Source organism: Pseudoxanthomonas putridarboris (genome assembly GCF_038321125.1).
In the GTDB taxonomy this organism is placed as follows: Bacteria; Pseudomonadota; Gammaproteobacteria; order Xanthomonadales; family Xanthomonadaceae; genus Pseudoxanthomonas_A; species Pseudoxanthomonas_A putridarboris.
Genome location: NZ_JBBWWT010000002.1, coordinates 758,410 through 771,693 on the forward strand (window position 1 = coordinate 758,410; position 13,284 = coordinate 771,693).

The 13,284-nt window shown below is 63.8% G+C and carries 19 protein-coding genes and 1 pseudogene; 10 read left to right on the forward strand and 10 right to left on the reverse strand.

The window, feature by feature from the left end:
* Window positions 1–2: 2 nt before the first annotated feature.
* The 7 genes from sdhA to lolD all read left to right on the forward strand — a co-directional run bounded on the left by sdhA (window position 3) and on the right by lolD (window position 5,941).
* Window positions 3–1,793: a succinate dehydrogenase flavoprotein subunit gene (gene sdhA / locus AAD027_RS07405; RefSeq protein ID WP_341725366.1), complete on the forward strand. Its 1,791-nt coding sequence runs from the start codon at window positions 3–5 to the stop codon at window positions 1,791–1,793.
* Window positions 1,794–1,814: 21 nt separating this feature from the next.
* Window positions 1,815–2,597, forward strand: coding sequence for a succinate dehydrogenase iron-sulfur subunit (locus AAD027_RS07410; RefSeq protein ID WP_341725367.1), 783 nt, complete (start codon window positions 1,815–1,817; stop codon window positions 2,595–2,597).
* A 4-nt stretch (window positions 2,598–2,601) separates the two neighbouring features.
* Window positions 2,602–3,036, forward strand: a complete 435-nt coding sequence (locus AAD027_RS07415; RefSeq protein ID WP_341725368.1) for an MAPEG family protein — start codon at window positions 2,602–2,604, stop codon at window positions 3,034–3,036.
* Entirely contained in the window at window positions 3,036–3,296 is a 261-nt protein-coding gene (locus AAD027_RS07420) for an FAD assembly factor SdhE (protein WP_341725369.1), read from the forward strand. Before AAD027_RS07415 ends, AAD027_RS07420 begins: the two co-directional genes overlap by 1 nt.
* Window positions 3,247–3,702 carry a hypothetical protein gene (locus AAD027_RS07425; protein WP_341725370.1) on the forward strand — a complete coding sequence of 152 codons (456 nt, stop codon included), beginning with the start codon at window positions 3,247–3,249 and terminating at the stop codon, window positions 3,700–3,702. The genes AAD027_RS07420 and AAD027_RS07425 overlap by 50 nt, the downstream gene beginning before the upstream one ends.
* Before the next feature lie 270 nt (window positions 3,703–3,972).
* Window positions 3,973–5,220 (forward strand): lipoprotein-releasing ABC transporter permease subunit, encoded by a 1,248-nt coding sequence (locus tag AAD027_RS07430; RefSeq protein ID WP_341725371.1) that lies wholly within the window; start codon window positions 3,973–3,975, stop codon window positions 5,218–5,220.
* Window positions 5,213–5,941 (forward strand): lipoprotein-releasing ABC transporter ATP-binding protein LolD, encoded by a 729-nt coding sequence (lolD, locus tag AAD027_RS07435; RefSeq protein ID WP_341725372.1) that lies wholly within the window; start codon window positions 5,213–5,215, stop codon window positions 5,939–5,941. The genes AAD027_RS07430 and lolD overlap by 8 nt, the downstream gene beginning before the upstream one ends.
* Before the next feature lie 48 nt (window positions 5,942–5,989).
* Here the strand turns inward: lolD and AAD027_RS07440 are convergent, their stop codons facing one another.
* The 8 genes from AAD027_RS07440 to AAD027_RS07475 form a co-directional block, all read right to left on the reverse strand.
* Window positions 5,990–6,409 carry a hypothetical protein gene (locus AAD027_RS07440; RefSeq protein WP_341725373.1) on the reverse strand — a complete coding sequence of 140 codons (420 nt, stop codon included), beginning with the start codon at window positions 6,407–6,409 and terminating at the stop codon, window positions 5,990–5,992.
* Between the two features lie 63 nt (window positions 6,410–6,472).
* Window positions 6,473–6,886: a cupin domain-containing protein gene (locus AAD027_RS07445; protein ID WP_341725374.1), complete on the reverse strand. Its 414-nt coding sequence runs from the start codon at window positions 6,884–6,886 to the stop codon at window positions 6,473–6,475.
* Between the two features lie 152 nt (window positions 6,887–7,038).
* Entirely contained in the window at window positions 7,039–7,977 is a 939-nt protein-coding gene (locus tag AAD027_RS07450; RefSeq protein ID WP_341725375.1) for a gliding motility protein GldB-related protein, read from the reverse strand.
* A gap of 130 nt (window positions 7,978–8,107) precedes the next feature.
* The gene (locus tag AAD027_RS07455) at window positions 8,108–8,335 is read right to left on the reverse strand and encodes a hypothetical protein (RefSeq protein WP_341725376.1); all 228 of its coding nucleotides are present in this window, start codon (window positions 8,333–8,335) and stop codon (window positions 8,108–8,110) included.
* A 150-nt stretch (window positions 8,336–8,485) separates the two neighbouring features.
* Window positions 8,486–8,968 carry a LuxR family transcriptional regulator gene (locus AAD027_RS07460; RefSeq protein WP_341725377.1) on the reverse strand — a complete coding sequence of 161 codons (483 nt, stop codon included), beginning with the start codon at window positions 8,966–8,968 and terminating at the stop codon, window positions 8,486–8,488.
* 138 nt (window positions 8,969–9,106) lie between these two features.
* A complete protein-coding gene (locus AAD027_RS07465; protein WP_341725378.1) occupies window positions 9,107–9,481 on the reverse strand; it encodes an SdpI family protein in 375 nt (124 codons plus the stop codon).
* Window positions 9,478–9,780 (reverse strand): autorepressor SdpR family transcription factor, encoded by a 303-nt coding sequence (locus AAD027_RS07470; protein ID WP_341725379.1) that lies wholly within the window; start codon window positions 9,778–9,780, stop codon window positions 9,478–9,480. The genes AAD027_RS07465 and AAD027_RS07470 overlap by 4 nt, the downstream gene beginning before the upstream one ends.
* Before the next feature lie 387 nt (window positions 9,781–10,167).
* Window positions 10,168–11,007 carry a LysR family transcriptional regulator gene (locus AAD027_RS07475; RefSeq protein ID WP_341725380.1) on the reverse strand — a complete coding sequence of 280 codons (840 nt, stop codon included), beginning with the start codon at window positions 11,005–11,007 and terminating at the stop codon, window positions 10,168–10,170.
* Window positions 11,008–11,114: 107 nt separating this feature from the next.
* Here AAD027_RS07475 and AAD027_RS07480 point away from each other — a divergent pair, with 107 nt between their 5' ends.
* The 3 genes and pseudogenes from AAD027_RS07480 to AAD027_RS07490 form a co-directional block, all read left to right on the forward strand.
* Window positions 11,115–11,609 carry a lipocalin-like domain-containing protein gene (locus tag AAD027_RS07480; protein ID WP_341725381.1) on the forward strand — a complete coding sequence of 165 codons (495 nt, stop codon included), beginning with the start codon at window positions 11,115–11,117 and terminating at the stop codon, window positions 11,607–11,609.
* A 53-nt stretch (window positions 11,610–11,662) separates the two neighbouring features.
* On the forward strand, window positions 11,663–12,007 hold the full coding sequence (locus AAD027_RS07485) for a 5-carboxymethyl-2-hydroxymuconate Delta-isomerase (protein ID WP_341725382.1): 345 nt from the start codon (window positions 11,663–11,665) through the stop codon (window positions 12,005–12,007).
* Between the two features lie 95 nt (window positions 12,008–12,102).
* A pseudogene (locus AAD027_RS07490) lies at window positions 12,103–12,423 on the forward strand (transposase); the annotation flags it as partial.
* 69 nt (window positions 12,424–12,492) lie between these two features.
* Here AAD027_RS07490 and AAD027_RS07495 read toward each other — a convergent pair.
* Together AAD027_RS07495 and AAD027_RS19040 are read right to left on the reverse strand one after the other, a co-directional pair.
* Window positions 12,493–13,107 carry a DUF4145 domain-containing protein gene (locus tag AAD027_RS07495; protein ID WP_341725383.1) on the reverse strand — a complete coding sequence of 205 codons (615 nt, stop codon included), beginning with the start codon at window positions 13,105–13,107 and terminating at the stop codon, window positions 12,493–12,495.
* Window positions 13,108–13,194: 87 nt separating this feature from the next.
* A complete protein-coding gene (locus AAD027_RS19040; protein WP_425605415.1) occupies window positions 13,195–13,284 on the reverse strand; it encodes an IS3 family transposase in 90 nt (29 codons plus the stop codon).

A 13,284-nucleotide genomic window follows, 5' to 3' on the forward strand; every position in this document is an offset into this window, starting at 1 on the left:
CAATGTCCGCTTACAAGATCACCGAACACAAGTACGACATGGTCGTGGTGGGCGCCGGCGGCGCCGGCCTGCGCGCGACCTTCGGCCTGGCCGCCAAGGGCCTGCAGACGGTCTGCCTGACCAAGGTCTTCCCGACCCGCTCGCATACCGTGGCCGCGCAGGGCGGCATTTCCGCCGCGCTGGGCAACATGGGCGAGGACGACTGGCGCTACCACTTCTACGACACCATCAAGGGCTCGGACTGGCTGGGCGACCAGGACGCCATCGAGTACATGTGCCGCGAGGCGATCCCGGCCATCATCGAGCTGGAACACTACGGCGTGCCGTTCTCGCGCACCGAGGAAGGCAAGATCTACCAGCGCCCGTTCGGCGGCATGACCACGCGCTACGGCGAAGGCCCGCCGGCGCAGCGCACCTGCGCCGCCGCCGACCGCACCGGCCACGCCATGCTGCACACGCTGTACCAGCAGTCGCTGGCGCACGACGCGCGCTTCATGGTCGAGTACTTCGCCCTGGACCTGATCTTCGACGAGGAAGGCGTCTGCCGCGGCGTGCTGGCGCTGGACATGGCCGAGGGCTCGCTGCACCTGTTCCGCGCCCACGGCGTGGTGCTGGCCACCGGCGGCTACGGCCGTGCCTACTTCAGCGCCACCTCGGCCCATACCTGCACCGGCGACGGCGGCGGCCTGGTGATGCGCGCCGGCCTGCCGATGCAGGACATGGAGTTCGTGCAGTTCCATCCCACCGGCATCTACGGCGCCGGCTGCCTGATCACCGAAGGCGTGCGCGGCGAAGGTGGCATCCTGCGCAACAGCAACGGCGAGCGCTTCATGGAGCGCTATGCGCCGCACTACAAGGACCTGGCCTCGCGCGACGTGGTGTCGCGCTCGATGACCATCGAGATCCGCGAAGGCCGCGGCGTGGGCGAGCACAAGGACCACATCCTGCTCGACCTGACCCACCTGGGTCCGGAAGTCATCAACGAGAAGCTGCCCGGCATCGCCGAGAGCGCCCACATCTTCGCCGGCGTGGACGTCACCAGGCAGCCGATCCCGGTCATCCCGACCGTGCACTACAACATGGGCGGCATCCCGACCAACTACCACGGCGAAGTGGTGCGCAAGGTCGGCGACAACCCCGACGCCGTCGTGCCGGGCCTGTACGCCATCGGCGAAGCGGCCTGCGTGTCGGTGCACGGCGCCAACCGCCTGGGTTCCAACTCGCTGCTGGACCTGGTGGTGTTCGGCCGCGCGGTGGCCAACCGCTGCGCCGAGACCATCAAGACCGGCTCGCCGCACAAGACGCTGGCCGGCGACGCCTGCGACAAGGCGCTGGCCAACCTGGACAAGCTGCGCAACGCCAACGGCGATACGCCCACGGCGGTCATCCGCGACAGGATGCAGCGCACGATGCAGGCCGACGCGGCCGTCTTCCGCACCAGCAAGACGCTGAAGGAAGGCTGCGACAAGATGGCCGAGATCTACGATTCCTTCCAGGACGTCAAGGTCAGCGACCGCTCGCTGGTCTGGAACTCGGACCTGATCGAGACCTACGAACTGCAGAACCTGCTGCTCAACGCCGTGGCCACGATCAACTCGGCCGAACAGCGCCACGAGAGCCGCGGCGCGCACGCGCGCGAGGACTTCCCCGAGCGCGACGACGTCAACTGGCACAAGCACACGCTGGTCAGCGTCGACGACAACGGCCGGTGCAGCTTCGATTACCGTCCGGTGCACATGTACACGCTCAGCAAGGACGTGGACGTGGTACCCCCCAAGCCGCGCGTTTACTAAGCCAGGGCGAGAGACAGACAGATGGCCGAATTCGCACTACCGAAGAATTCCCGCGTCCGGAAGGGCAAGCATTTTCCCGCCCAGGACGCGAAGAACGTGCGTACCTTCAAGGTGTACCGCTGGAGTCCGGACGACGACCAGAACCCGCGCACCGACACCTACGAGATCGACCTCGACAAGTGCGGCCCGATGGTCCTGGACGCGCTGATCAAGATCAAGAACGAGATCGATCCGACGCTGACGTTCCGCCGTTCCTGCCGCGAGGGCATCTGCGGCTCGTGCGCTATGAACATCGACGGCACCAACACCCTGGCCTGTACCCGCGCCATCAGCGACTGCAAGAAGGCCGAAGTGCCGATCTACCCGCTGCCGCACATGGACGTGGTCAAGGACCTGGTGCCGGACCTGACCCACTTCTACGCGCAGTACGCGTCGATCAAGCCGTGGATCCGCACGCAGACCCCGGCGCCGCCGGACCGCGAGCGCCTGCAGTCGCCGGAAGACCGCAAGAAGCTGGACGGCCTGTACGAATGCATCCTGTGCGCGTGCTGCTCGACCAGCTGCCCCAGCTACTGGTGGAACGGCGAGCGCTACCTCGGCCCGGCGATCCTGCTGCAGGCCTACCGCTGGATCGTGGACTCGCGCGACGAGGACACCGGCGCGCGCCTGGACGACCTGGAAGACCCGTTCAAGCTGTACCGCTGCCACACCATCATGAACTGCGCCCGTACCTGTCCGAAGGGCCTGAACCCGGCGCTGGCCATCGCCGAGATCAAGAAGCTGATGATGGCGCGCCGCGCCTGACGCGATGACCGGCGCCTCGTCCGCCACGGCGATGCTCTGGCCCGCGGTGGCGATGGCGGCGCTGACCTTCGTGGTCTGGTTCCGCCTGTACCACCTGCGGCTCGGCGAAATGATGCGCAAGCGCATCCATGCGCAGTCGCTGGCCGGTTCGGCCGATTCGGCGCGGCAGCTCACCGATACCCGTGCCTCGGACAACTTCCGCAATCTGTTCGAGCTGCCGGTGCTGTTCTACGCCGGCGTGTTGCTCGCTGCGCAGCTTGGCGTCGTCGATGCCGTGACGGTGGCGATGGCCTGGGCGTTCGTGCTGTTGCGTGCCGTGCACAGCGCCGTGCAGTGCAGCTTCAACCACGTCATGACCCGCTTCGTCGCCTATCTGCTGGCGGCGCTGGTATTGATCGCGTTCTGGGCGCGCATCGCCTGGTCGATGGCGTCGGCCTGATGAACGAGCCGACTGCCGACGAAATCGGGCTCAAGCGCATCCGCTGGCGCTGCCGCCGGGGCATGCGCGAACTGGACCAACTGTTCGACCGCTACCTGAGGCAATGCTGGGCGACGGAATCCGAGGCCCAGCGCGGCGTTTTCCTACGGCTGCTGGACTGCGAGGACGATAAGCTCTGGCGCTGGTTCATGGGCTATGAGCAGTGTCCCGATGTCGCGCTCGCATCGCTGGTCGAACGGATCCGTCAGCTGCCGGCTTGAGTGGCGGCCGTCGCGGCTGCTGCAAGCGGCCCTTGTCCTGCTCGGTGGCCTTGCCGCCCTGTCCGTACTGGCCTCGGAGATGCCACGCCCCGCGGCATGGCCGTCGGGCGCGCTGGCCGCCGGATACGGCATGTTGCTGGCCCGCCGCGAGGGCCGCAGGCCGCGCCGTCAGCTCTGGTTTCCCGGCGATGGCCGGGCGGTCATGGTCGATGGAAAGCCCGTTGAAGCCGTCCACGTGGCGTGGCGCGGGCCACTGGCCTTCGTGAAGTGGCGGGAAGTCGCGGCGGGGTCCTGGCAACGGCTGGCCTGGTGGCCGGACACGCTGCCGGCCCGGACGCGGCGTGAACTGCGGCTGGCCGCGGGCGACTCCGATGCTTCGCGCCGGAGTGCGGGGATGGCACCATAGGCCGGGCTTGGTAAGCGATAGGGAGTGGACCGCGTTGTCCCGCAATGACCGTCAGGTGGTGTCGCGCAGTGCAGCGCCTTGCTGGCCGCAAGGTCGAACGGTGCGGCGCCGGATGGCGGCCATTGCGGGACAACACGGAGGGCCGGGCTCGAGGGCGCATGGCGCGTCGTCATCGCTCGGTCGTGTGTTGGCATACACTCCCTCGCTCTTCCTTGCTCCATACGTCCCCAGGTCCGGCGCGGCCTGCTCCCTATCGCTTACCAGGCCCTGATGTTCAAACCCATCCCTGTCGCCATCGGCCTGCGCTACCTCCGCGCCAAGCGCCGCAACGGTTTCATTTCCTTCATCTCGCTGGCATCGGTGGTCGGCATCGCATTGGGCGTGATGATCCTGATCACCACGCTGTCGGTGATGAGCGGCTTCCAGCGCGAGATCCGCGACCGCCTGCTGCAGGCCACGGCGCATGCCACCGTGATGGGCGCGGGCGAAGCCATGTCCGACTGGCCGCACGCGGTGAAGGTGGCGATGGACGATCCGCGCGTGGTGGGGGCGGCGCCCTTCATCCATGTCCAGGCCATGCTGACCGGCAACGCCGACCCGCAGGGTGCGCTGGTCACGGGCGTGTTGCCCGGCGAGGAACCCAAGGTGTCGGTCATTGGCGACAAGATGAAGGCCGGCTCGCTGGATTCGCTGGAGCCCGGCGAGTTCCACATCCTGCTGGGCCAGGAACTGGCCGCCTGGTTGCGCGTGCAGGTGGGCGACAGCGTGGTGGTCACCGCCGGCGACTTCCAGGGCACCCCGATGGGCGCGATGCCCAAGATCAAGCGCTTCACCGTCACCGGCATCTTCTCCGTCGGTCACAACGACGTGGACCGCAACCTGGCCCTCGTCCACATGGGCGACCTGCAGCGCGTGCTGCGGATGGGCGAGGGGGTCACCGGCGTGCGCTTGAAGCTGCACGACATGTACCAGGCCTGGGACGTGGCGCGCGACCTGGCCATGCGCCTGCAGGGTCCGTACCGCATCAGCGACTGGACCAGCGAGAACGCCAACCTGTACCACTCGCTGAAGATGGAGAAGACGGTGATGGGCATCCTGCTGTCCTTCATCATCCTGATGGGCGCGTTCTCGCTGGTGAACTCGCAGGTGATGCTGGTCACCGACAAACAGGCCGACATCGCCATCCTGCGCACGCTGGGCCTGACGCCGCGCGGGGTGATGCAGGTCTTCATGGTGCAGGGCGTGCTGATCGGCGTGATGGGCACCGTGCTGGGCGTGGTGGGCGGCATCCTGCTGACCATCAACCTGGAATACATCCTCGCGGCCATCGAGGCGGTGTTCAAGGTGACCCTGTTGCCCCCCGACGTGTACTACATCACCGGACTTCCCTACGAGCTGAGCGCCAGCGAAGTCGTGCTGATCGCCGCGGTGGCGCTGGCGATGAGCTTCCTGGCCACGCTGTACCCGGCCTGGCGTGCCGCGCGCACGCAACCGGCGGAGGCGCTGCGCTATGAGTAAGCAGGACGAGGCCATGAGCAGCGAGATGCTGACCGCCGTCATCCACGCCGAGGCACTGGGCAAGACCTACGCGGAAGGCAAGCTGCGCACGCCGGTGTTCGACGGCCTGGAACTCAACGTGCAGCCGGGCGAGACGGTCGCCATCGTCGGTGCGTCCGGTGCAGGCAAGAGCACGCTGCTGCACCTGTTGGGCGGGCTGGATACGCCCACGGCGGGCGAAGTCTATGTCGCCGGGCAGAAGATGTCCGCGCTGTCGGATGCGGCTCGCGGGCAGTTGCGCAATCGCGCGCTGGGCTTCGTCTACCAGTTCCACCACCTGCTGCCCGAGTTCACCGCGCTGGAGAACGTCATGATGCCGGTGATGCTGGGCGGGGCCGATGCCGGTTCCGCATCGGCCAAGGCAAGGACCCTGCTGGAATCCGTGGGCCTGGGCCATCGCATCGGCCACAAGCCGGGCGAATTGTCCGGTGGCGAACGCCAGCGTGCCGCCGTCGCGCGCGCGCTGGTCAACCAGCCCGCCTGCGTGCTCGGCGACGAACCCACCGGCAACCTCGACGAGAAGACCGCCGCCACGGTGTTCGAACTGATGCTGGACCTCAACCGCGCGCAGAAGACCAGCCTGGTGCTGGTGACGCACGACCGCCGCCTGGCGCGACGCCTGGACCGCGTACTGGAACTGCACGAGGGCAGGCTGCGCGAGTTGGCGGCGGATCAGGTATAGATGTTGGGAGGCGTTGGCCTTGCTGGGATGGTACCCGGGCCGAAACGTTCAACGCGACACCTCCACGTTGCCCGTTGCTTCAAGTCCTCTGAACTCCACGGAGAACAGGGCGCCCGCTGCATCGGAAAAGCTGATCTCCCACGTGGTCGAACCCATGTCCCCCGCCGGAACATCCAGGCTTGAGATGAACAGCGCGTTTCCCGCTGCCGCATCGTCGATTGCAGCGGAAATGGCGGCCCTTGCGCCTATCTCCAACTCCGGGTAATGGGCGCAGATGAACCGGAAGGCATCCCGGTTCGCGTCCGTGGGGCCATGCTCGTCCGCGGTCACGAAATACTCGACCGCATCCTTTGTGGGCGGGAACTGGCCTGCGCCTTCCCAATAGCCGCCCATGTACGTGAGCGTCCCGAAGGTCGGATCTTCAAGTCGAGGGGCCCGCATCGCGAATTTTCGTAGCCAGGACAGCATCAGGACCTCTCTCGATAAACTCTGCGCAGGGCAGCGCCCGAGTTGAGCCGAGTCGCGAAACGGCTACGGCTGGGGTGGGGCATCTGGCCGGGCTTCCACGAAAACCGTTTGCGCGCCCTGCTTTTCATAGGTGATGTTGACCGTGCGACCTACCGCCCGCGTACGGTGCACGGTGCCCGCCGGTATGACGATGCTTTGCCATTCCGTAAGCGTTGCCTGCGTGCCATCCTCGAAATCGATCTGGAGTTCGCCCGCCACGACAAGGAAGAGTTCGTCGGAGTCCGGGTGATGATGCCAGCGATACTCTCCCTCGAATACGGAAAGGCGAACGCACTCCTTGTTGATGTCGAACAGCACCTGATTCTTGTAGGCATCGGTGACGGCGACTTGCTCGGAGCGGATGTCGACGACGGTCATCGCCGGATAGCGCGCCCGCTGGGACGAATACTCCTGGGCGGTCGGGAATTTCGATTCCATGGCAGGTTCCAATTGCGGGGCGGCTTGCGCCGCCGTCTACGCCTGAATCAGGCCGGCACGCGTAGCGGATTCGGCTTGAGTGAAGGGTTGACGCCAGGTCCGACGAGCATGCGTGCCTGCTCCGGGTGAGACGGACATGGTGGCGCCTCGTCCTATTCGAGTTCGATCCCCGGGTACCAGCCGCTCTTTGCCAGGAAGTCTTCCGCGTCGTCCATCTCCAGGATCTCGCGCAAGGCCTGGCGCTTGTCGGGCGCATTGCGGTAGTAAGCCTTGGCGATCCGGTAGCCCACCCAGTAGCCGAGGTCGCCCGGGGTATCCGGTGTCGCATTGTATGCCCAGTCGGACAGATCGGTCTTGTCCACGTCGGCGGCGAAGCGGGTTTCGATCTCCAGTTCGCGCCCGGCGGCGGCGGCCGCATTGCGGGAATAGGCGACCTGGCCGGCGATGAGTTCGCCGACGAACTCGGCGATGCCTTCGATCAGGGAGATCTCGAGCACCGTAGGCGCTTCCTTTTCGCTGATCGCATGCGCTTCCACTTGCTGCACGTGGACGTACTCGTGGGCGAGCACATAGACGATGCGGTCCTCGACGTCCGGGTTGAGCCAGTCGGTCGCGCACAGCGCCTCGAGTCCGACCTGGATGCCGGTGTCGGGCGCACCCACGGCCACCGGCTTGCCGCGGCCGATGGCGATGGTGACGGGTGGGAAGCGCGCGTCCGCATACGAACTTCCCAGCGTGCGAAGCGCGGTCTCCAGCCGCTCCCGTGCCCGTGGGAGGACGGCCAGGCAGCGCTTGGCGTCGGCGTACAGGGACGGATTCGTCGTCAAGGTATCGGCGATCCGCTGGCCGGAGATGTTGCGCAGCCGCGCGAACAGGTGCAGTCCTTCCGAGCCCTGGTCGAGATAGTCGCGCTGAAGCTGTTCCGCGGTTGGGCGTCCATCCGCCTTGTCGTAGACGCGATAGAAAAGATCGACGTCACCGGTCTGGACGACGGCGCCGGCCGTCGCGGCACTGCCCACCGCGGGAGCTTCCTGCGCCGCAGCAGACGCCATCGCACATGCAAGCGTGAAAACCATGGTGCCGCGTCCCACCCGCTTGTTGCCTATCCTCATGAATGTCCTCTGTTGGCGGATTCGAAAATGTGTCTGGATTTGATGTCAAACGACTGATTAAAGCCGCGCCGCGAGGCGGTATAGGCTTGAATGGATTGTTGGGACCAAGCTACATCCGGCGATTCCGGACGGCAAGCCAAATGCCGGCGACCAGCACCGCTATGCCAAGAGCGACATGGAGCAAAAGCTGAGTAGCGGAAGGCGGTACACCGAATGGATCTGAATCATTGGTTATTTGTGCGCCTAGCGGGTCAAGCAGCCCGAGCAAGCCGAAGATCACGATGCCGAGGCCCAATGCAGAGATCAGGTAGCCGATAACTTTCTCTGCATATCTCATAGGGATTTCTCTTGGAACTTAGTGCCTGAACCAAGTCGCGCCGTGAAGCGGCATCGGCTCGAATGAATGGCTAGGCATCGCGGGTCGGCAAACCAGGTGCACCACTGCGACGCCCGAAAATGGAGAAGTGGGCTGGCAGGCTGGAAAGGATCAAGGCAGGCGGGTGAAGAGGGTGGTCTGTAGGATCGGGCTGCCGTCCTTGCCGAAGAAGGCCTTGGTTTCGGTCAACCTCCTGCCGTCCCCGGTCACGGAATAAATACGCGTGGATGCAGGAGTGCCGTGATCAACCAACTGCATCACCAGCACGTTCGGGGCAGGCATCTTCACGGCGGAAACGTCCGCCCAGTAATTGCCGGTGGTCGGCCCAGGCGTGCCGTCGAGGGGCAGCGTCGCTTCTGCGTGCATCCTGTCGCCGTTCTGGTCGATGATTTCGACCTGCGTCGACCATTTCCCGGCCCCGGCGTCGTGGAATTCGAGGGTCACGCTCCTCGGCCGCGCTCCCGGTGGCATCGGCAGTTCCGCGACATCGATTGCCCAGCGGCCCAACAGGGGCGACACGGTCGGCGATCCGGCGAACGCTGGTGCGGCCTGGAGCGCGACCGCAGTCAGTAACGCAGCGAACATCGTTTTCATGGGGCCTCCATCGAGAGGGCGGGTTCATTGCATCCTGTTCTGGTGCGATCTTATGCCGGCAAGGACGGTGATGCCATCGGATGGGCCTGACATCTCGATTAAGCCGACGAGCGAAGCCCGTTCGGTTTGGATGAGTTGTCAGGCGGCTTTCGCTTTGGCCCGCAGCGACAGGCAATAGCCGAGCGTCACCGCGATTCCGGCGACGACTGCGGCAGAGCCGACCACTTTCGCTACCGGAATCGGGGCGAACGCCCATAGTCCCGCATAGACAAGCCCGCTCAGCACCATGGACCAGCCTCCAAGCCGCTTGACCTGCCCGATCCAGGCGTTTGGGGCGATGGCTTTGGGCATCCGATTGCCCATCCAGGCGATCATGAGTCCATTGAGGCCGATCACCACCCGTGTGGTCGTCTCGCTATCGATGTAACCCAGCTCGCGCGCGTAGCGCGCGCCGAGCGCCACGACGAGGATGCCGACGGCCCAAGCGAGCCATGGGATCAGTTCTTTGTTCATCGTGCACTCTCCTTCTTGTTCCGGGGCTTCGGCGCCTCCGCACCCACGCCGAAGGAATGGACGAAGCCCAGCAGCGCCTCTTCGAGCACCGAGAGCTTCAGGTGATAGATCACGGACTTGCCGGCCTTTTCAGTGTGCACCAAGTCGGCATCCTTCAGCACTGTGAAGTGCGCAGACATCGTCGGCTTGGAGACGTTGAACTGGTCGCTCAGCTCGCCCGCGCTCATCGGCCCTCGACGCAGGAGCTGCAGCACCCGCCGGCGGGTGGGATCGGAGAGGGCTCTGAACACTTGACTCATGATGCGATGATTAGCTAATCATCGAAATGTGTCAAGGGGGCATTCGACCTGGATTATTTCAGGGCCAGGCTATGGGGCCTTGCACCACGCTATCCAACGTTGCGACCCAGACCATTCGCAGATCGAAGGTGGCAGCCCGAGAGATGGCATGTGAAGTGCGTGTGTGTGGCGCCTAACGCCTGAGCTGGGCCGCGCTGCAAGGCGGGCTCGGCTTGAATGAATTGTCAGGCCCCATGCTAGATGATCCTGGCTTGGCGAACTCATGGACGAACTCTGGCGCGTTGATGGACTGCATGGCCTTGTCCCTTACGCGCGTATCCGGGAAAGTTGACCTCATCCCGCTTCTCCGTTACCCATTGGCCCCATCCCGATGGCTTTGACGTTCGCTCACCGGAATGCCAGCGTGAGCACACGAAGCGCTTCACGTGATCGACGGTCACTGAGTGCGGTGTAGAGCATCACATCCTGCGGGGGGATCGGCGGCAAGGACAGGCTTTCGCCAATATCGACCGTGCCGGATGGCGCGGCGCGTTGCGCCAACACAGCCACGGCCAATCCCCCGGCCGCAGCGGCGCCGAGGATCGCGGCACCTTTGCCGACGAAAACTTCACTCCATTCGATTCCGGCCTTGTCGAGCGCACGAATCGCCACCGCTCTGATGCGACACGACTCGCCCTGCGTTGCCAACGGCAGGGGTCGGTTGGCATGGGGCTCCCAGCCAACGGCTGCGAACCAGGAAAAAGTCTCGACGAAAGCGGCCTTGCCCTGCTTGCGGCCGTCCTCCGGACGCAGCGCCAGCACCGCATCGAGTTCACCCTGTTCGTAGGCCTGCATCAGCTCGTGCGTGCCGGCGACGCGCATCTCGACCAGCAAGCCCGGATCGTGGTCCCGCATCCGCCGCAACAACGACGGCAATTCGCCGCCGACCAGCAAATGACTGATGCCGATCGCCAACCGGCGCCGCTCGACCTCGAACGCGGCGAGCGCACGGTCATGGGTCGAAACCAGTTCGCGCGCTGCCCCGAGAAATGCCAGCCCTTCGGCGGACAGGCGCACATGCCGAGGCGTGCGCTCCAGCAGGCGCCGGCCCAGTTGGTCTTCCAGCCGGCGCAGCTTGAGGCTGACCGCAGACTGGGTGGTTCCCAGTACGTCGGCGGCGCGGGTGAAGCTTTGCAGGTCGGCGGCCAGCACGAAGGCCTTGACCGCATCGACATCCATCGCCTTCATTCGGGAAGATTCGGATTGGAAATGATAGATATATCTATAGATACATTTTACTGATCGTGCAAGAGATCTAGACTGGACTCTATTCCCCGTTCCCAAAGGAGCCTGCGATGAAAAGCCTGACCGGTGCGATGCTCGCGATGCTGGCCGGGCTGGCCACGCGCGACATGCCTGAACCGGCCCATGAATTCCCGCTGCACGGTACCTGGACCCTGGTGGCCGCGGACAAGATCCTGCCTGGTGGCGCACTGGTACGAGACTATGGCGAGCAGCCCAAGGGCAGACTGATCGTCGACGCCCAGGGCCGATACTCGTTGCAGATATTCAAATCCGAGCGCCTGCGTTTCGCCACCGACAGCAAGGCTGACGGCAGCACTGATGAATTCAATTCCGCGGTGATGGGCAGCAGCACCCATTACGGCACGGTCATGATCGATGAAAAGGCGGGACGGCTCGTCTTTTCGATCGAGGGCTCATCCTTCCCCAATTGGGAAGGCACCCTGCAACGGCGTCAGTACAAGCTGGAAGACAAGGAGCTGAGTTACCGGGTACCGCCACGGACGGACGGCAGCATCCCGATTTCGGTCTGGCGACGACTCGATTGAGTCGTAGCACGACGTAAATCATCCTTTCCCAAGATCAGGATACGAGAGACAGCATGCCGCACTTTGTGGTTGATTGCTCGCAGGGAATACTGCGACAGCGCAGTGAGGAAGAGGTCCTTGCACGACTGCATCACGCCGTGAACTCCACGGGGTTGTTCGAGGAGTCTGACATCAAGGTCCGGGTCAATCCTTTCCTGGTCTACACCGTCGGCGGGGGGAAGGAAGACTTCATCCACGTGTTCTCGTACATCATGCAGGGACGAACCATCGAGCAGCGCGCAGATCTCTCGAGGAGGATCGTCGGCGAACTGGCTGACATGTTTCCGGCCATTCATCGAATCGCCACTAACGTCGCGGAATTCGAGAAAGCGACCTATCTCAATCGAGAAATGTTGTAGGCAAGACGATTGAGTTGCGCAGGTATCGTCGCGTGCGGATGGCGGCATTCCGATTCGATCCGGCGACAGCTCGATTGAGCCGGACGAGCATGTTGGCGCTGTTGCCGGAACTGGGGCAGCTGAGCCGACGGAAGATCGCCAAACTGGTGGGCGTGGCGCCTATGAACCGCGACAGCGGACAAGGCCAAGGCAAGCGGCGCATCCGCGGCGGTCGGGCACCGGTGCGGGTGGCGCTGTACATGGCCACGCTGTCGGCGGTGCGCTGGGACCCCACCATGAAAGCGCATTACCAGCACCTGCGGGCCCACGGCAAGCTGGGCAAGGTGGCCTTGGTGGCGTGCATGCGCAAGCTGCTGGGCATTGTCAACGCAAGACGTCGTGATGAGCTACGTGCAGAGGGTGTGATCGCGGCCTGAAAGGCAGGATCTACAAGACAGTTGCTGAATTAAGCCGCGCCGCGAAGCGGCGTCGGCTTGAATGAATTGTTAGGTCTTTGACTGGCGTTTCTTAAACTTCTCAAACTTTGCGTTCAGCACAAAGACATAGTCACAGATAGCAAAAGCAAAATCGACGAGATCCTGCGCGTCTTCTTTAGTCACTCGCTCGGTTGAGGCATGGGCGCCTAGATTTCGGTGCTTGCGCAGGGCCTCACCCCACTCATAGAGGCGAGTATCGATGATTCCTGCCGTCTTCAAGTGCTTTAGTCCGTCAGCAAGATTTCTGGCGCTAGCTTTGTGGTGCTTGCATACGCCCTCGATTGCTCGCCCACACATGACGGCCGCTGCGCTGTAACACTGCGCTCTAAAACATCGTTTTGCTTCATCGAGTGAGACGCTTGCTATTTCTGGTATCTCCCAATCCGGCCCATCTTCTGGCTCTGGCCAAAGGCGTTTCAATGCGGACCAAGAGTAGATGTAGCGCCCGTCATTTCCGTCGTAATCGGAGGGATATTGCTCGGACGAGCCAAGTAGTGACGCCTCACAGGCTGGACACTCGATCAAGACCTGCTTGATCCCGTAACCGCCATCGTCGTGAACTTTGCTCTCGCCCTTGACTGTTCCATTCACTCTAGATTGGCAATGCGGACAATCAATCAGCATGGATGTCTCCAGAAAAGACCTAACGCTTGAGTTAAGCCGACCCGCGAAGAGGGTGGCAGTTCCTACGAAAAAGTAGACACCCCTGTTCTAGCAACACTGTTCGAACTCGACGGGTGAACGATACCCCAGCGCCGAATGCAACCGCTGGTGGTTGTAGAAATGGACGTAGTCACGGAT